We start from the raw sequence: 18733 nt of genomic DNA, 5'->3' as shown, positions 1-18733 counted from the left end.
TTCTTAACATTAGCGTGCCTTGATGAATTAGTAATCAGACCTTTTCATAAAACTTGAAAAGAAGTATACATAACATAATTAGGGCTCTTGAAAAATATTTTTTTAAAAGGCTGCATTCCGTTATCATTTATAGAATAATTAATTTATAATAAAGTGAAGGGGATTTAATGGTGCAATCGCATATTCGTCTGCTGATTATTGGCTCAGGTCCGGCTGGTTATACAGCGGCGATCTATGCAGCAAGAGCAATGCTTAAGCCGGTTTTGGTGACGGGCTTGCAGCAGGGTGGACAATTAACAATTACAACTGATGTTGAGAATTATCCAGGTTTTGCAGATCCCATTCAAGGACCATGGTTGATGGAACAAATGGCAAAACAAGCTGAGAATATGGGGACAAAAATTGTCTATGATACAATTATAAAGGCTGATTTGTTGAAGTATCCTTTTGTCTTATATGGGGATTCAGGAACACAATATTCTTGTGATGCACTGATTATTGCAACAGGAGCTCAAGCACGCTGGCTTGGTTTAGAAAGTGAACAGACCTTTATGGGCGGAGGTGTTTCCGCTTGTGCTACATGTGATGGCTTTTTTTATCGTGATAAGGACGTTATTGTCGTGGGAGGAGGAAATACGGCTGTTGAAGAAGCACTTTATTTATCGCATTTGGCTAAGAGTGTAAGCGTGGTTCACAGGCGGGGGCAGTTTCGGGCAGAAAAAATTTTGCAAGATAGGTTGCTGGCTTGTAATAATGTGCGTGTTTTTTGGGATCATGTGGTCGAAGAAATTGTGGGGCTGCCAGCTCAAGATTCAATGGGCGCTGTTGTAACAGGTGCACGTCTGAAAAATGTTAAGACAGGTCATGAGATGAAAGTGAATGCAGAGGGCATATTTATTGCCATTGGGCATAATCCTGCTGTTTCTCTGTTTGAAGGACAGCTGAAACAAAAACGAGGCGGCTATTTATGGACAGCACCGGACTCAACAGCAACAAGCATTGCTGGTGTTTTTGCTGCTGGGGATGTGACAGATGAAACATTCCGCCAAGCTGTAACAGCTGCGGGAAGAGGATGTATGGCAGCGTTGGAAGCAGAACGGTTTTTGGATATATCCAAGCGTTAGTAACTCATTGAGAAAATAGAGAATATAGAGGTAGAATTAATTGTGGCGCCACCGTTGGATTGGGATAAGTTAAGGGTTTTTCACGCTGCAGCAGAAGCGGGATCTTTTACGCATGCTGCTCAAAAACTTCATTTATCTCAATCAGCCGTTTCACGACAGGTTTCGGCTTTAGAACAAGAGGTTGGGGTATCCTTATTTCAACGTCATGCGCGTGGTTTGATTCTTACAGAACAGGGAGAAACTCTTTATCGTACAGCTCATGATGTTTTGATGAAGCTTGAAAGTGTGCGTTTGCAATTAAGTGAAAGCTATGCAAAACCAACGGGGCACTTGCGTGTGACCTCGACCTTTGGAATGGGGGCAGGGTGGATTGCAGAGCGTATGCCAGAATTTCTTAGTCTTTATCCTGATATGCAGGTTCAGCTTTTGCTTTCCGATGAAGAGCTTGATTTGACAATGTGTCATGCGGATTGTGCTGTTCGCTTACATCAACCCAAACAACCTGATCTTATACAAAGAAAACTCTTTACAATTCATATGCATGTTTATGCTTCGGAAAAGTATATTGCAAATTATGGAAAGCCGGAAAAATTATCTGATCTCGATGAGCATCGTATTATTTCGTTCGGTGAACCTGTTCCACCTTATTTGTCTGGTTTAAATTGGTTGGAAAAGGCTGGTAGAAGTGATGGATCATTGCGCGTTTCAGTTCTACAAATCAACAATATCATCTCAATAAAGAATGCGCTTATGCGTGATCTTGGGATTGCTGTGCTTCCTGATTATATCGTCAATAATGATGAGCATTTGGTGCGTCTTTTTCCTGATATGGTTGATATTCCTTCTTTTGATACTTTTTTTTGTTATCCTTATAATTTAAAGAATTTGGCAAGGTTAAATGCTTTTCGAGATTATATTTTTTTAAAAGCTCGTCAGTGGTCTTTTTAATATTAATGTCTTAATTTATAAGGAACAATTAGCTGTTTTGCAACTTGAGACTCCCGTAATATTCTTTCGTTTCAAATTTGCTCATATTGAATCAATTAAAATTATTCGTTGCACATTAAAAGTGGAGGGAGTCTGCGCGGGTAAATATTTTTGAAAAAAGGGATAAATGTTTTTTTACAAATGCTAGCAAACGTGAGAGCTATTATATATTGAAAAATGGACAATCGTGTGATGGTGTAGCTTACATTTTTATATTTAATTAAAGAGAGTGCTACATAATGGAGACAAATTTAAAGCTATGTGTTTATTGCATAGCAGATACGCTTAAGTCTTTATTGTGCTTTTTCTTATAAAATGACATAGAATGCTATCTCTTGATTATGTTGCCTCCCAGTGCGTTTTCTTGAGTGTTCCCTTACGAAGATCTATCAGATTGATTTTATCTCTGAAGATTTTCCAAATTTGCCGGACAATATGTCCGGCTTTTTTTTTATTATTTTTGAAAGAGTCCTTAGAAATTGCAATATATGGGAAGATGATAAGGAAAAAATTTTGAAACTTGTGGATATCCAACAATTTTTTAAGAATACTAAAATTCAATGAGGAGTTTAAGAGAGATTTATCCTGTTGTACCATAAAAGTCTGTCTTTTAGGGGTGTGATATAAAATATTTAAAACCTTATACATGAAGTGCTTTTTATTAGAGTGTGAGGTGAATATTTAAGGCAGGTCTTGTTCATAAAGCCTATGAAGTAAATCAAGTAGTTATTAGATAGAACTTAAAGGAAACTGGATTGCTTACACAACGATGGGAGGTGGCTTCTTCTTCATTTTAGGACGAAGAAGAAGCCGAGAAATAGAAGAGATTTTATTGTAAGGGCCTTTGATTATAAGGGCAATTGTGTTTAAAAGCGCTCGGTCTTTTTTAGAGTTATAAATTGAATGGAGAAAGCAGAATAGGTTTTTCATCTCTTATGATAATAGACCGATTCATTTATTTGATAGCTAGATTTTTTTGATCTTTATCTACAGCCTCTATTTTTGCTGAATCGATAGATTTAGACCATGACACAGTTTCCGATATTTTCTCGGATATACTGACATTCGGTAAAAACAATCACAAGAGATGATATTTAAAAATTTTAAATTAGACTGTTGCAAAAGCGCTGTATACGTATACAAGCTTCTTCAAGTAATTCTTCTGATGTTGCATAAGAAATACGAAAAGCTGATCCAAGTCCAAAAGCAGATCCTTGGACGACAGCAACAGCTTCTGTTTCTAGAAGCGCTATGGCGAAGTCCTCATCATTGGTAATACATTGGCCGTTAGGTGTTTTCTTTCCAATAATTCCGGAGCAAGAAGGATAAACATAAAAAGCACCCTCAGGCGTTGGACAGTGAATGCCAGGAGCTTGATTTAGCATGGAGACAACGAGATCACGGCGTGTTTGAAAAATACTTTTATTTTTAGCAATAAAGTCTTGTGGCCCGTTGAGTGCTTCAACCGCAGCCCATTGTGAAATGACACTTGTTCCAGATGTTTGCTGTCCTTGAATGGTATCCATGGCTTTAATTAATTCTTGTGGTCCGCCTGCATAGCCGATTCTCCATCCCGTCATCGCATAGGCTTTAGAAACACCATTCATTGTGAGTGTACGCTCATAAAGCGCTGGTTCTACTTGAGCTGGAGTAACAAAGGTAAAACCCTCATATGTGAGATGTTCATATATATCATCGGAAAGGATATAAACATGAGGATATTTTACTAAAACATCTGTGAGTTTTTTCAATTCATTATGTGTATAAGCAGCACCTGATGGATTTGAAGGAGAGTTAAAGATGAACCATTTGGTTTTGGGGGTAATGGCAGCTTCTAGCTCTTGGGGTTGGAGTTTATAAGAAAATTCGGCTTTTGTTTCTAAAAAGACAGGCGTACCATCGTTGAGTGCGACCATTTCTGGATAACTAACCCAATAAGGGGATGGAATGATGACCTCATCTCCTTTATTCAAAGTTGCCATGAATGCATTAAAGAGAATTTGTTTTCCACCGGTACCAACAATAATTTGTTCTGGTTGGTAAAGAAGGTTATTTTCTCTTTTAAACTTTGCAGAAATTGCTTGGCGCAATTCTGGAATTCCAGATATGGGAGGGTATTTTGTTTCTCCTCTTCGAATAGCTTCAATAGCCGCGTTTTTGATGTTGTCTGGGGTATCAAAGTCTGGCTCTCCAGCACTTAAAGCAATAACATTGCGCCCTAATGCTTTTAAATGGCGGGCCTTTTGAGAAGCAGCTATTGTTGCAGAAGGTTTGATAAGAGACAGTTTGTCGGCAATAAAAGCCATAATTTTAAATCCTTATATTATATCAACAAATGGTTATTGCTTTAAGGATATTCTATAAGAGATTATATTGTATGCAATAAAAAACTTCTAAAATACTCTTACACGGGCTTTATATTCTTCTTTTTTGAGATTTCACAAGATAATCTCTTTGTAGATTTTATGAAAGTTTTGAGGAAGTATAAGGGGGGGATAAATTGTGCAAAGGAGATAAGCAGTCTTTTATGTTAACAAGGTAAAATGATGCTTTATACAAAATAAAAAAAATCTTCGTCATTACAGACGAAGATTTTTAAATAAAATATTGCAGAATTTAAACTTTAAAGGGCTGCAAGGTTACCAGCGGCAAATTTTCCTGAACGACGATCTTGAAGAACATCATAAGAAATTTTTTGCCCTTCATTAAGACTGTTTAGACCAGAACGCTCGACAGCAGAAATGTGTACAAATACATCTGCACTACCATCACTAGGTTGAATGAATCCGAAACCTTTTGTTGTATTAAACCACTTAACTGTTCCTGTAGACATAGGAAACTCCTTAGAATATATAATTATATTGAGTACTGAAGCTTTCATTTCTTCAATACGGTTGTAGATCGAAATTAGGTGGGAGAAGTTTCGCCGAAAGTGCAGATTGCACAGGAAAGAAAGTCACGTAACCGAAAATTCGATGAAACCTCTATAAAAGTTTTTGGAACAAAAAGCAAGTCTTAATCAATTTTTATATAAAGAAAAAATAAGAAAACAGTGTACATTTTGTTAAGTAGAAAAATTCAACTGAAATAACTTTGTAGTGAACGTACTTCAAGGCGCCTTTTTTTGAGTGCTTTGATCGCTTCTACAACGGCTTCGGCTCCAGCTATTGTTGTATAATAGGGAACATTTTGCATGAGGGCTGCATAACGTAATGATTTTGAGTCTGAGATGGCACTGGCCGTGCTAGTTGTATTAAAAATCAATTGAATTTTGCGATTACGAATAGCGTCTTCAATATGGGGGTGTCCCTCTAGAACTTTGTTAATTTTTTTTGCTTCAACGTGGTGTTCGGTGAGAAATTTTTGTGTTCCACTTGTGGCGACAACAGAAAAGCCAAGCTCAGTTAAACGTTTTACAGGATTTAAGATGCGTTTTTTATCTTCATCTCTTACAGAAACGAACAAAGTTCCCTCTTTAGGGAGTTTTACACCAGCTCCAAGTTGGGCTTTAGCAAAAGCAAGCGAAAATTCATAGTCAAGTCCCATAACTTCACCGGTTGAGCGCATTTCTGGACCAAGAAGTGTATCAACACCTGAAAAACGAGCAAAAGGAAATACTGCTTCCTTGACGGCAATATGTTGTTTTTTTTGCAAAGAAGGTAATCCACCATAAGCTTGAAGAGCATCATGAAGCGTTTCTCCTGCCATAATACGTGCAGCCATTTTAGCAATAGGGCGACCAATCGTTTTTGCAACAAATGGGACAGTACGTGAAGCACGGGGATTGACTTCTAAGACATAAATGGTGTCATCTTTTATAGCATATTGTACATTCATTAAGCCGCGAACATGAAGTGCTTGTGCTAATGCTTTGGTTTGGCGCTCTAATTCAGTAACTATTTTATTTGAGAGCGTATGGACTGGTAGAGAACATGCTGAATCACCAGAGTGGATACCAGCTTCTTCAATATGTTCCATAATACCAACGATCAGTGTTTCGTTACCATCACATAGACAATCAACATCTACTTCAATTGCTTCTGTTAAATAGGTATCAAAGAGAAGCGGATTTTTACCAAGCAATATATTGATTTGTCCTGTTGTGTCGTTAGGATAACGGACTTTGATATCTTCTGAAATTAATTCAGGGACACTCTCAAGTAAATAATTTTGTAAGCTACGTTCATCACGAATAATTTGCATAGCACGTCCTCCTAAAACATAAGAGGGACGTACAACCAAAGGGAAGCCTAGTTCGTGGGCAATGAGGCGTGCTTGTTCAATGGAGTGGGCAATACCATTTTGAGGTTGTGTTAAATTAAGTTTAAATAAAAGTTTTTGAAAGCGGTCTCTATCTTCTGCTAAGTCGATAGCGTCAGGTGAAGTACCTAGGATGGGGATATTGTGTTTTTCTAGAGCGCTTGCCAATTTTAAGGGTGTTTGTCCGCCAAATTGGACGATGACTCCAACCAAATCTCCTTTTTCCTGTTCTGCTTCTAAAATAGCGATAACGTCTTCTGTTGTTAAAGATTCAAAGTAAAGGCGATCAGAGGTATCATAGTCGGTTGAAACTGTTTCAGGATTACAGTTAATCATAATCGCTTCAAATCCTGCATCACGCAGTGCAAAAGCAGCGTGGCAGCAACAGTAATCAAATTCAATACCTTGCCCAATGCGGTTTGGTCCACCGCCTAAAATAGCAATTTTTTTGCGTTCAGAAACGTGTGCTTCCGAGTGCTCTACACCTGCAAAGGGAACTTCATATGTTGAATACATATAGGCTGTAGGAGAAGAAAATTCAGCGGCACAAGTATCAATCCGTTTGAAGACGTGTTTAACATTCAGTGATTTACGTAAAGCTGCGATATAATCGGGTTCTTTCCCTGTAAGGGAGGCTAATCGCGCATCTGAAAAGCCCATAGCTTTTAACATACGTAAATTATCTGCATCTTGGGGTAATCCATGAATGCGGATACGCTGCTCCATTTCAATGATGGAGGCTATTTGTTCTAAAAACCACGGATCAATTTTGCTAATTTGGTGAATCTCATTTAAGGGTAAGCCTGTGCGCATGGCTTGAGCAATATAGCGTAGACGATCAGGGCTTGGTATGGCAATGGCTGAGCGTATAGAACTTTTTTCATCACCTTCAGCATGCTCTGGAATCACAATTTCATCAAGACCCGTAAGCCCTGTTTCAAGTCCACGGAGTGCTTTTTGTAACGATTCTTGAAAAGTGCGTCCAATTGCCATGACTTCTCCTACAGATTTCATCGCAGTTGTGAGGACAGGTGATGAACCGGGAAATTTTTCGAACGCAAAACGAGGAATTTTTGTCACAATATAGTCAATAGAAGGTTCAAATGATGCTGGTGTTGCACCACCCGTGATATCATTTTTTAATTCATCAAGTGTATAACCAACAGCCAGTTTAGCCGCTACTTTGGCAATGGGAAACCCCGTTGCTTTTGAGGCAAGCGCTGAAGAGCGAGAAACACGCGGATTCATTTCAATAACAATGAGGCGCCCATTTTCAGGATTGACAGCAAACTGTACATTGGATCCCCCCGTTTCAACACCAATTTCGCGCAAAACAGCAATCGAAGCATTACGCATACATTGATATTCTTTATCGGTTAAGGTGAGAGCAGGTGCTACAGTGATCGAATCACCGGTATGAATCCCCATTGGATCAATGTTTTCAATAGAACAAACGATGATACAGTTGTCGTTCTTATCACGAACAACTTCCATCTCATATTCTTTCCACCCTAAAACACTTTCTTCAATTAATACTTCTGTTGTTGGTGAAGCTTCAAGCCCACGTTCAATAATTTCATAGAATTCAGAGCGGTTATAAGCGATTCCACCACCAGTTCCACCAAGGGTGAATGAAGGACGAATAATAGCTGGAAGCCCAACAACATCAAGAGCTTGAACTGCTTTTGCTGTTGCATGAGCGATATAATGTTGTTTGCGATCAGCTTCGGTATGTCGCCAGTTGCGCTCAAGTTCTTCGAGTGCTTTGTCAAGCGCAGCACCAGAAAGCTTTGCTTTAAGTTCAGCACACGTTTTTGCGTGTTGTTGGCGATTTTCTTCTTTCAGTTCTGTTGCATTGGCTAACATAGAGCGTGGCGTTTCCAAACCGATTTTTGCCATCGCTTGGCGGAATAAAGCACGATCTTCAGCTTTATCAATAGCATCAGCATTGGCTCCTATCATTTCAACATGGTAGCGGTCTAAAATACCCATACGCTTTAATGATAAAGCAGTATTGAGGGCTGTTTGTCCTCCCATAGTGGGCAAAAGGGCATCGGGACGCTCGTGAGCAATAATTTTGGCAACTATTTCAGGAGTAATGGGCTCTATATAAGTTGCATCAGCTAGATCTGGATCTGTCATAATCGTGGCAGGATTAGAATTTACCAAAATAATTCGGTAACCTTCTTCTTTTAATGCTTTACAGGCTTGAGTGCCTGAATAATCAAATTCACATGCCTGACCAATGATAATAGGTCCTGCTCCGATGATAAGAATAGATTTTATATCTGTGCGTTTGGGCATGACTTTTTCCTATGACAAATATCTGTGTGCGATTGTTGTGGGCAAAATATTTTAGTTCTGAGGCTACCGTCATTTTATAAGTTAAGTGACAAAGAAAGTAAGCATTAAAATACCTTTTCCATGCTTTTTTTCATAAAATTGAAGATAAATTTCTTTTTTGAGTTGAGTCATCTCGTCAGTTTATCAAAAGTATGACCTTTGATAAAAAATAATAACAGTGCTCCAACAAATTAGAATATTCAAGCATACTGTGGAGCATAAAAAGCCGGAACATCTTTCCAATCCATTGCCGGCATACTTTCTTTGTGTTTTATGACGTTTTTTGCTTAAGAGAGCACGCGCTTTTTCTGTTGCTTGTAAAACATAAGCCATTATTTATGGTTCGATGGGATTTCGTAAAATAAAATGGGAAGCTTATCGTGTTGTTCCGTAAAATACTGCCGTTTAGAGTTGTGATATAAGGTATGAAAATTTACCACATTAAGGTGTTTTTGTTAGAGTGTATGATAGAATTCAGAGCAGGATTTGTCTGTAGAGAGCTTATGAAATAAACCATATCAAATGGGTTCAGTTGGAATCTGTTATATAAAAAGCAAGATTGTTGATAGATCCGGTTCTGGTCGAAGTTTCCGTTTTAGGGTAGGAAGACAGTCAATCTATGTATCTTTCCATTTCATAAAAGGGTGAGAGTGTATTTTAATACAATGGCTAAGGATATAATTTCAGAATGATTTTGTTTGTTTTTAAAAGATAGTGAATACTCTCCCTTTACTTTATGGATGATGTTCAAAACTTTTTAAAATATAAAGAAGACTAAAATGCTGAATATTTCCCAAACGAGAGTATTCTGTCTGAAAGATGTATCAATAGGAAAGCTTTTGGTGGCTAGGTCTCAAAAAGGGATTTGTCATATAGCGTTAGGAGACACTATAGAGCAATTATTACAGGAGTTTACGATACGCTTTGGTGATGCACAACAAGTTGTAGGTGACAATACATTTAAGAGAGAAGTTGCCCATATTATAGCCATGATAGAAACACCTAAGCTGGTAAAAAAATATAATTTTCCCTTAGATATAAATGGTACAGTTTTTCAACGACAAGTATGGGCAGTATTATGTGATATACCATGTGGTGAAACAATTTCATATGAGATCTTAGCATGCCGTATTGGTATGCCGAAAGCTTTTCGTGCCGTTGCTCATGCCTGTGCACGTAACGAATTGGCTATTATCATTCCGTGTCATCGTGTTGTGCGTAAAAATGGTTTTATTTCAGGGTATCGTTGGGGGGAAAAACGGAAACAGATTTTACTACAACGGGAACAAAATGGAAAAATTTAACTTTGTGTGATGGGCATTATAATCGTTACAGTTGTTCCTTTCATTTCTTTTGAAGTAATTTCAAGTTTTCCTTTGTGGAGTTCTAGCAAGGAGCGTGAAATGGCTAATCCAAGACCTGAGCCCGTATGAGATTTAGTGAGCTGATTTTCGACTTGTTCAAAAGGTTGCCCAAGTTTTTTAATTGCTGATTGGGGAATACCAACGCCTGTATCTGTAATTTTAAAAATAAGGTTATTTTTTTTCTTGAAAGCGCAGACATCAATATTTCCGCCAGAAGGCGTAAATTTAACGGCATTAGAGATGAGATTAAGGAAAATCTGTTTCATTGCACGACCATCAACTTCAGCATGAAGTTCTGGGGTAATGTTTGTTGTAACAACAATATTTTTTTCTTGAGCTTGAGGTGTTAGTGTTCGTACTGCTTCACTAATGATGGGCTCAAGATCGGTATTTTTACAATCAAGCGTAAATCTTCCTGCTTCGATTTTTGACATATCAAGGATGTCATTGATAAGGGTTAGAAGATGGGTTCCTGAATTGTAAATATCATGCATATATTCCTTATAGCGTTGTGAACCAAGAGGACCAAAAGTCGATTGCAACATGATATCTGAAAAACCAAGAATAGCATTCAGAGGCGTGCGCAATTCATGAGACATATTGGCTAAAAATTCTGATTTAGCCTTATTAGCACTTTCGGCGCGTTCTTTTTCTGCTTTCAAACTTTTATTAAGTTTTTCAACTTCTGTTGCGCGTTGTTGAGCACTCCCTCGCGCGCGCTTGAGTTCTTGAATGAAAGAAAAAAGACGCCTTTCACTGTCTTCAAATTTTTCCTGTTGTTGTTTAAGCTCAGAAATGTCAGTACCAATACAAACCAATCCTCCATCTTGGGTTCGTCGTTCGTTAATTTTGAGCCAACAACCATCTGCCGTTTGGCGAATACTGGTTAAGTTACCAGTACCATCATCTTTAAGGGGATATTCACTGAGTGCAGGGCGTGCCATGGCTTCGACCGTTGCACGTTGGATACCTGATTGGAGAATTTGTTTAGGAATAGCGGCATATTCGCAAAATTTGCTGTTGGACATGACTAAACGTCCTTCAGCATCCCACAAGACGAAAGATTCTGAAATGTTTTCAATCGCATCACGGATACGAAGGTCGGCTTGCGCTGTTTGTTCAGCCAATTGTTGCTGTTCACTAATATCGAAGGAAATACCAACCAAATGGGGTTCTTCTTCTTCAGTAACTTCGGCACGAATGCGCATCCATACATAATGACCATCAGCATGACGCATAGGAACGTTAATATCGATATGCTTCTTTTTACCGCTCATTAATTCCTGAGCAAGATCAAAAAAATTCGCATCATTTGGATTGATAATGGCGCTAATTTGGGAAATTGAGAGCAGTGCATCTTGAGGGACATAGCCGAGCATTTCGTACATTGCTCGTGACCAGTAGACACGTCCACTTGCCATATTCCAATCCCATAGTCCACAGCGTCCACGCATCATTGCCATATCAATACGGTTTTGAATTTTTTCTGAAACAAGATCTGTTTTGCGTGCTCGTACAATTTGGTTATAATAAGCATAAAGAAGAGCGAGGATAACGCCACTAGTTCCAATAAACATGGTTATATTTAACGAGAGAGCTTTCCGCCATTCCATGTAAATATGTTGCATTTTTTCACTGATGAATACCCCATATTGTCCATTTTCTGTTTGCTGAAAGGAAGCGAGAGCAGGAATATCTTTTCCTATTGTAATTTTCATGATTCCAGCATGTTTTCCTAGAGCTTGTAAAGCAATGCTTTCAGAGGTAAAATCCTGTAAGGGTTTTCCTAAGACAATCTCGGAACTTGATGAAGCTAGGACATTGCCTTTTTGATCGACAATAGCAATAACAGCGCTGGTTTTTATAAGACCTTTGTTACGAAAATTAGTCAGGATATTTTGTAAATGATTATGAGAAAGAACAGCAGTTTTTCCTTGTCGAGTGGCTGCAAGTAAGTCACGGTCAATCGTATTGGTAATATGAGAAGCTAAGAGAGTGATGGTAGAATGCGTGTTTTTATCAATTGTGTTGCGCCAATCATAGATTGATAGGAAACGGATCGCTGCTAGCGTAACAAGAAATGCAAGAATTACAAATGGGAGTGAACGTCGCAGCCAAGGTTCAATAAAAAGAAGTTTTTGATAGGCAGGACCAGAAAACAGATTGGTACGCTCTGTCCGCTCCTTGCGACTTTGAGCGCTTGATTTTGAATCAGCATACACCTCCCTTGGCGCATTATATGCGTCCAATTTAGCCATCTCGCGTTCCTTTAATTCTGGAATAATGTGATTTAAAAACTGCTTCGATATTCATAGTAACCCCATCGAGTGCAATGAATCAAAACAGGAGTCTTCTGTCCAGTCTTTTTTTTAAAAAAATAATTTTACTTTTATAATTTTGGAATATGAAAAGAAAAAAGCACTTTAAACGTGACCTATAAACAGGCTTAGATTACCTGTTTATAGGTTTAATGATGATCGAATAGTTTATAGAATTTATTTTAAAAAATATTATAGCATATTGATTTAAAATAATTTTTTGTTTTAAGTGAGCAGACGATTAATGATATCAGCAACATCGCTTGATAATTTTGGCGCAACAGCAATCATTTTTAATTCAGTTTCAAGTTTTTGTTGTCGAATAGGTTCTAATTGTCGCCAAGAGCGCATCATTGTTAATAATCGTGAAGCAAGCTGTGGATTTTTTTTGTCAATTTCCAAAATGACTTGGCAAAGAAAATGATAAGACGCTCCATCCATCCTATTAAAGCCCGTGAGATTGTTAGAGGCAAAAACACCGATTAGGGAACGTACACGATTAGGATTATCTTGTGAAAAAAGCGGATGTTGCATGAGCTTTTGAACATTCTCGAGTGTTGATGTGCCAGCAACCATTGCTTGAATAGAAAACCATTTATCCATGACCAAAGGGTCATGCCGATAGCGGTTTTCAAAATCATTTAAGGCATTTTGTGCCTGCTCACTTTCATTAAAACGCTTCACGAGAACAGCGATACTAGCCATACGGTCAGTCATATTATCAGCTGTTGCATATTGTATAGCAGCTCGATTTGGATTGGCTTCAGCAATGGAAAGGTAATCCAGTATGATATTCTTTAATGCTCGTTTTCCAGCTTGTGCAGTGTTTGGTGAATAGGGCTCTTGGGTTTGCATTTGTCCATAGAATTTTGTTAAGAGCTCTTGATGAGTTTGTGCAAGTGAAGCTAAAAACTGATTGCGGATATAATGAATACGATCTGGGTCAATATTTTTACCGATTGTATGAGCAAGCTCAACTTCACTAGGTAAATTTAAACAGAAGGCACGAAATTCAGGCTCTAAGGTTTCATCTGTTATGATCGTTTCAATCAGCTTTAGCAAAGCAGAAGAGAGAGTTGCTTTTTCTTGTGTTTTATCTTGAATGCTTTGAATCAAAGCTTGCGTCATTAAATGATTAAGAGATTGCCAGCGATTGATGTGATTGTCATCATGTTGTGCAAGAAAAATAAGTTCTCTTTCATTGAATGGAGTGTGTAGAATGATTGGTGCTGAAAAGTCCCGCAGCAGTGATAAAACGGGTTTTTCACGCAGTCCCTTTAATGTAAACGTTTGGCTTTCCTTGGATAAAAGCATAACATCTGATTGAATATCTGTATCTGCTTCATAGGTGAGGTTTTCTCCGTTAGGTCCTAACAAGCCAAATACGATAGGGATAAGCATGGGCTTTTTTGTATTTTGTTGTGGGGTTGCGGGAATATGTTGCTTTGCATGAATTGTTAAAACACCATCGCTATAATGACTATCGATTTCTACATTGGGTGTTCCTGCCTGTTCATACCATAGCATGAATTGGGAGAAGTCTTGACCAGACACTTCAGCAAAACAGGTAATAAAATCTTCAATTGTACAAGCTTGTCCATCATGACGTTGAAAATAAAGATCAGTGCCTTTACGAAACAGAATAGGACCTAAAATAGTTCGTATCATGCGAACAACTTCAGCACCTTTTTCATAAACAGTTGTGGTGTAAAAATTATTAATTTGGCTATATTGACGAGGACGTACAGGATGCGCAAGAGGTCCTGCGTCTTCTGCAAATTGCGTTGCTTTTAATGCTTTTACATTTTCAATTCTCTGTAGGCTGCGTACATTTTGATCTGATGAAAATTCCTGATCACGATAAACAGTGAATCCTTCTTTTAAACAGAGTTGAAACCAATCGCGACAGGTAACGCGATTACCGCTCCAATTATGGAAATATTCATGTGCAATGACACGTTCAACATTTCTATAATCCTGATCGGTTGCTGTTTCAGGATCGACAAGAACATATTTATCATTAAAAACGTTAAGGCCTTTGTTTTCCATTGCTCCCATGTTAAAGTCGGACACAGCAACAATATTGAAAACATCAAGATCATATTCGCGTCCGAAACATTGTTCATCCCAACGCATGGAACGTTTAAGAGCATCCATTGCATAGGTTGCGCGTTCGGTTTTTCCTTTTTCTACATAGATACCAAGCTCGATACGTCGTCCAGATACAGTTGTAAAATGGTCTTCTAACTTATCAAGATCTCCACCTACTAAAGCAAAGAGATAAGATGGTTTGGGATAAGGATCTTCCCAAATGGCAAAATGGCGATTATTCTCTAAAGTTCCTGTTTCCACCAGATTACCATTGGAAAGCAAGATTGGGATTGTTTGGGAATCTGCTTCAATTTTCACTCTATAGGTAGAAAGAACATCTGGGCGGTCGTAAAAATAAGTAATACGACGAAAACCTTCCGATTCGCATTGTGAGCAATAAACACCATTTGAAAGGTAAAGCCCCATAAGTTGGCGGTTGCTTTCAGGATTCAGTTCTGTAACCAATTTCAATGTAAAAGGAGCCGTTGGTGGCGTTGTAATTTCTAAACGTGAAGGCGTCACTTTATAAGTGTTTGGGGCTAATATCTCATCATTAATAGAAACGGAAATTAAAGTAAGATCATCACCAGAAAGAACAAGAGGTGTTAATTCTTTTGTATCGTGACGGGATTCAATAGACAATATGGCTGTAACATAGGTTTTTGTCGGTGCCAATTGGAAAGAAAGTTGTGTTTTAGGGATAACGTAAGGTGTTGGTTGGTAGTCTTCCAAACGATAAATAGATGTTATTGGCTGTTTCATAGTTTTTTCCCATTTGTATTTTAAGAGTTAAAGAAGGGTGTGTTAATTTTAGAAGCAAGATAGGATTAAAGAATTACAAAAGGCTGTCGAGGCGATTTTTTACTTCTAAGAAGTCTATCCATGTAAGCTTCTTTTGACTAGGGGTTCTAAGAAGGTAGGCTGGGTGGAAAGTTGGCATAACAGGTATTTTTATATTATCCTCGCTTTCATAGATATGCCATTTCCCTCTTGTTCGGATAATTCCATTTTGAGATCCAGTAAGAAACTGTGCAGCAACACCTCCCAGTGCTATAAGAACACGAGGACGCGCTAAATAAATGTGCCGTTCAATAAAAGGGCGGCACAAGGCAACTTCTCTTGGTGTTGGTGTACGATTTCCTGGTGGACGCCAAGGAATAGTGTTGGCAATGTAAACATTATTTCTTGTTAAGCCAATTGATGCGAGGATTTTATTAAGCAACATCCCGGCTTTTCCCACAAAAGGAATTCCTTGTATATCCTCGTCTCGTCCTGGTGCTTCGCCTATAAGCATCAGGGGGCTTCCTGCTGTTCCATCTGAAAAACAGGTATTTTTTGCTGTCAATTTTAATGAACAGCCATTAAATGCAAGGAGAGCAGATTTTAATTCATCAAGTGTCTTGGCACTTTTTGCACTCTCTATAGCTGTGGATTCATTTTGTATAGTCCTAGAGTTATGCAGCTGATGATGATCTAATTTTACGGTTGGAGATGTTTTGGGAGATGCTTGTTGATTATGAGAAATGTTCACGACAGATATTAATTTTCTCTCTGAACAAGCAGACTGCTTAAAACGATCAATAGGGAAATCCGTCAGAACGGCATCCGCACCACTTTCTTTATAAAAGTTTAAGAGTTCTTCATAGGAAATTGAGCACGGCGTTTGATTTAACATTTTACTTTTTCTAATGATCTAGCGATTATAGATCAAACAAAATTATCCTTCAAGTTTTATTAAATGTATTCGCTAGCCATTAATGTATAAGAACGCTGATAGGATTCTCTCTTTTCACAAAAAAGGCAAATCGTAAAATGCGAGTGTTCGCGATTATATACATCTTTAAATGTACAATTTGTTTAAATTGCGCTATTTCAACTTTTTAAACAGACTAAACTCATTCATAATAAAAGATTTTTTTACTGAATGCAAGTGGTGTTATAATATTTGTTATCATTGTATTATATATTTAATACTTAATTAAAGTTACTTTTGTAGTATTTTATTTATAAAATAAAGTGTAAATTTTTTATTATTATATTTTTTAAATAATTTTTATTAAAAAATAAATATATTAATGAATATATAAATATTAATTTTATATGAGAAAAATACTAAGACGTTATAAACTATTTTTACAATGGGTTAAAAGCAATGTGTGGATATATTCTTTTGCTTTTTTTACAGCTGAAATGAGAGGTTCATTTAATGCTAAATGCGCTGCAATAGCGCTTGAGAGAATGCAACCTGTTCCTCGCATTGTTCCTTTTAAACGTGGAGTAGAGATATTTATGACTTCAGTTTTGTCAATGAAGCTATCAATTGCAAGAGGCCCCTCCGCATGTCCCCCTTTTACTAAAATAGAGCGAGCTCCCAATGACAAAAGTTTTTTTGCTTGTTGTATTGCTTGCTTATCATGAGATGCCAATGGACTTTGGCTAAGAAGAGCGAGTTCTTCTCTATTCGGTGTTAAAAGATCAACATGAGGAAGCAGTTTATCGATCATAGTGTCGATGATTGTTTCCGTTATTAGTTTTCCTCCTGATGAAGCGACAAGTACAGGGTCCAAAATAACTGGAACATGGGGATAGTCTTTGAGTACGTTACAGATTGCTGCTATAATTGCTTTTGTCCCCGTCATACCGATTTTTATTGCGCTTATTGGATTTGCTTCTAGGGCAGCACGCATTTGCGCAGCGACGAGGTCTCCACGCATTGGAATGATTTCGACAACGCGATTATCATCTTGTACGTTAACACAAGTAATTGCTAAATTTGCTTTTATTTGAAAATGCGCAGAGGTTTCTATATCACGAACAATACCAGCACCTCCTGTTGGATCAGTGCCCGCAACAATAAGAATGGAAGGTATCAACGCCATGTTTGTGTCACTTTTATCCACTGCTGTACACGCTCTTCAGGTTTTTTATGGAGGATAATATCAGTCACAACAGCAGCACTATTTGCTCCTGCTTTTAAAACACCAACTGCGCGTTCTGGTGTTAAACCACCAATACCCACCAAAGGTAAAGCACCAATCCGCTTTCTCCATTGTTTGATTTTCTCTAATCCTTGCGGCATCCATTTCATTTTTTTTAAGATTGTCGGATAAATAGGACCAAGTGCAATATACTCAGGATTAGCAGAGAGTGCGGTATCCAATTCATGTTCATCATGTGTACTAAGACCAACTTTTATATCACTTTTACGAATTGCGTGAAGATCAGCATTGCTCAGGTCTTCTTGTCCCAGATGAATAAAATTGCACTTTTCATCAATTGCTATTTCCCAATGATCATTAATAATTAATTGTGCTCCCAATTTATTGCATATGTTTTTTGCACGCTTGATATGTTGACGGATTATTTGTTGATTTTCATGTTTCATACGCAATTGTACGAGCTTGATACCAAGAGGAAGCAAACGTTCAATCCAATCAGCGTTATCAACGATGAGGTAAAATGGATCCAGTTTCATGAAAATACTGCTTTTCCAATGATTGGCGTTGAAGGGACTGCTACACTGCGTGCTTCGATCATGCCAGCTTTATATCCCATACGTCCTGCTTGAACAGCTTTAGAAAATGCTTCAGCCATTAAGACAGGATCACCTGCTTTAGCAACTGCGGTATTAAGCAGTACTGCATCATAACCGAGTTCCATCGCAATGGCGGCATGTGATGGGCGTCCAATGCCGGCATCAATAACAAGAGTAGCATCAGGAAGGTAAGCACGGATAGAACGCAATCCATCAGTATTATGAGGTCCTTTGGCAGAACCAATAGGAGCACACCAAGGCATAATAACACGGCAACCAATGTCAAAAAGTTTTTCAGCAACAATGAGATCATCCGTTGTATAGGCAAAAATTTTGAAACCTTCATTGTTTAAAATTTGAGCAGCTTCGATTAAGGAAAAAATATTTGGCTGTAAGGTATCTGAATTACCGATAATTTCGAGTTTAATCCAAGCCGTTTTAAAAAGATCTCTTGCTAATTGGGCTGTGGTTACGGCCTCTTTAACAGTATAACAACCAGCAGTATTAGGAAGCACTGTTACCCCAAGTTCTTGAAGAAATTTCCAAAATTGTCCACCTTGTTTTCCACCTGCAGTTTCACGGCGCAAGGAAACAGTTACAATTTCCGTATTCGATTTATGAATAGCATCACGAAGGATTGCTGGTGAAGGATATTGCGCTGTACCTAATAGAAGACGGGAAGAGAATTGTCGTCCATAAAGATTCAGCATA

At 38.1% G+C, this 18733-nt stretch carries 12 protein-coding genes; 3 read left to right on the top strand and 9 right to left on the bottom strand.

What is annotated here, in order from left to right; all coding sequences use genetic code 11:
• The first annotated feature begins 167 nt into the window (after nt 1-167).
• Both trxB and ACFILH_RS08560 read left to right on the top strand, forming a co-directional pair.
• A complete protein-coding gene (gene trxB, locus ACFILH_RS08565; protein ID WP_273791218.1) occupies nt 168-1124 on the top strand; it encodes a thioredoxin-disulfide reductase in 957 nt (318 codons plus the stop codon).
• A gap of 42 nt (nt 1125-1166) precedes the next feature.
• Entirely contained in the window at nt 1167-2072 is a 906-nt protein-coding gene (locus tag ACFILH_RS08560; protein WP_273791217.1) for a LysR family transcriptional regulator, read from the top strand.
• A gap of 1142 nt (nt 2073-3214) precedes the next feature.
• Here the strand turns inward: ACFILH_RS08560 and ACFILH_RS08555 are convergent.
• From ACFILH_RS08555 to carB, 3 genes are all read right to left on the bottom strand, one after another.
• On the bottom strand, nt 3215-4417 hold the full coding sequence (locus ACFILH_RS08555; protein WP_375659932.1) for a pyridoxal phosphate-dependent aminotransferase: 1203 nt from the start codon (nt 4415-4417) through the stop codon (nt 3215-3217).
• A 317-nt stretch (nt 4418-4734) separates the two neighbouring features.
• Nucleotides 4735-4944: a cold-shock protein gene (locus ACFILH_RS08550; RefSeq protein ID WP_012754908.1), complete on the bottom strand. Its 210-nt coding sequence runs from the start codon at nt 4942-4944 to the stop codon at nt 4735-4737.
• Between the two features lie 245 nt (nt 4945-5189).
• On the bottom strand, nt 5190-8675 hold the full coding sequence (gene carB / locus ACFILH_RS08545) for a carbamoyl-phosphate synthase large subunit (RefSeq protein WP_273791215.1): 3486 nt from the start codon (nt 8673-8675) through the stop codon (nt 5190-5192).
• Between the two features lie 818 nt (nt 8676-9493).
• Between carB and ACFILH_RS08540 the strand changes: the two genes are divergently transcribed.
• A complete protein-coding gene (locus ACFILH_RS08540; RefSeq protein ID WP_273791214.1) occupies nt 9494-10018 on the top strand; it encodes a methylated-DNA--[protein]-cysteine S-methyltransferase in 525 nt (174 codons plus the stop codon).
• Here ACFILH_RS08540 and ACFILH_RS08535 read toward each other — a convergent pair.
• The 6 genes from ACFILH_RS08535 to ACFILH_RS08510 all read right to left on the bottom strand — a co-directional run bounded on the left by ACFILH_RS08535 (nt 10015) and on the right by ACFILH_RS08510 (nt 18732).
• On the bottom strand, nt 10015-12336 hold the full coding sequence (locus tag ACFILH_RS08535; RefSeq protein WP_375630809.1) for an ATP-binding protein: 2322 nt from the start codon (nt 12334-12336) through the stop codon (nt 10015-10017). The genes ACFILH_RS08540 and ACFILH_RS08535 overlap by 4 nt on opposite strands.
• Before the next feature lie 285 nt (nt 12337-12621).
• Nucleotides 12622-15249, bottom strand: a complete 2628-nt coding sequence (gene pepN / locus ACFILH_RS08530; RefSeq protein WP_375667655.1) for an aminopeptidase N — start codon at nt 15247-15249, stop codon at nt 12622-12624.
• 73 nt (nt 15250-15322) lie between these two features.
• Nucleotides 15323-16162 (bottom strand): uracil-DNA glycosylase family protein, encoded by an 840-nt coding sequence (locus ACFILH_RS08525; RefSeq protein ID WP_273791211.1) that lies wholly within the window; start codon nt 16160-16162, stop codon nt 15323-15325.
• Nucleotides 16163-16607: 445 nt separating this feature from the next.
• A complete protein-coding gene (locus ACFILH_RS08520; RefSeq protein ID WP_273791118.1) occupies nt 16608-17366 on the bottom strand; it encodes a hydroxymethylpyrimidine/phosphomethylpyrimidine kinase in 759 nt (252 codons plus the stop codon).
• Nucleotides 17357-17962 carry a thiamine phosphate synthase gene (locus ACFILH_RS08515; protein WP_273791117.1) on the bottom strand — a complete coding sequence of 202 codons (606 nt, stop codon included), beginning with the start codon at nt 17960-17962 and terminating at the stop codon, nt 17357-17359. Before ACFILH_RS08515 ends, ACFILH_RS08520 begins: the two co-directional genes overlap by 10 nt.
• The gene (locus ACFILH_RS08510) at nt 17959-18732 is read right to left on the bottom strand and encodes a thiazole synthase (protein WP_273791116.1); all 774 of its coding nucleotides are present in this window, start codon (nt 18730-18732) and stop codon (nt 17959-17961) included. Before ACFILH_RS08510 ends, ACFILH_RS08515 begins: the two co-directional genes overlap by 4 nt.
• Nucleotide 18733: the final 1 nt, after the last annotated feature.

The organism is Bartonella sp. CL435QHHD (assembly GCF_042195095.1).
Taxonomy (GTDB): Bacteria; Pseudomonadota; Alphaproteobacteria; order Rhizobiales; family Rhizobiaceae; genus Bartonella.
Note: the sequence above shows the minus strand (reverse complement) of the source record. Positions and strands in the feature narration are given on the sequence as shown.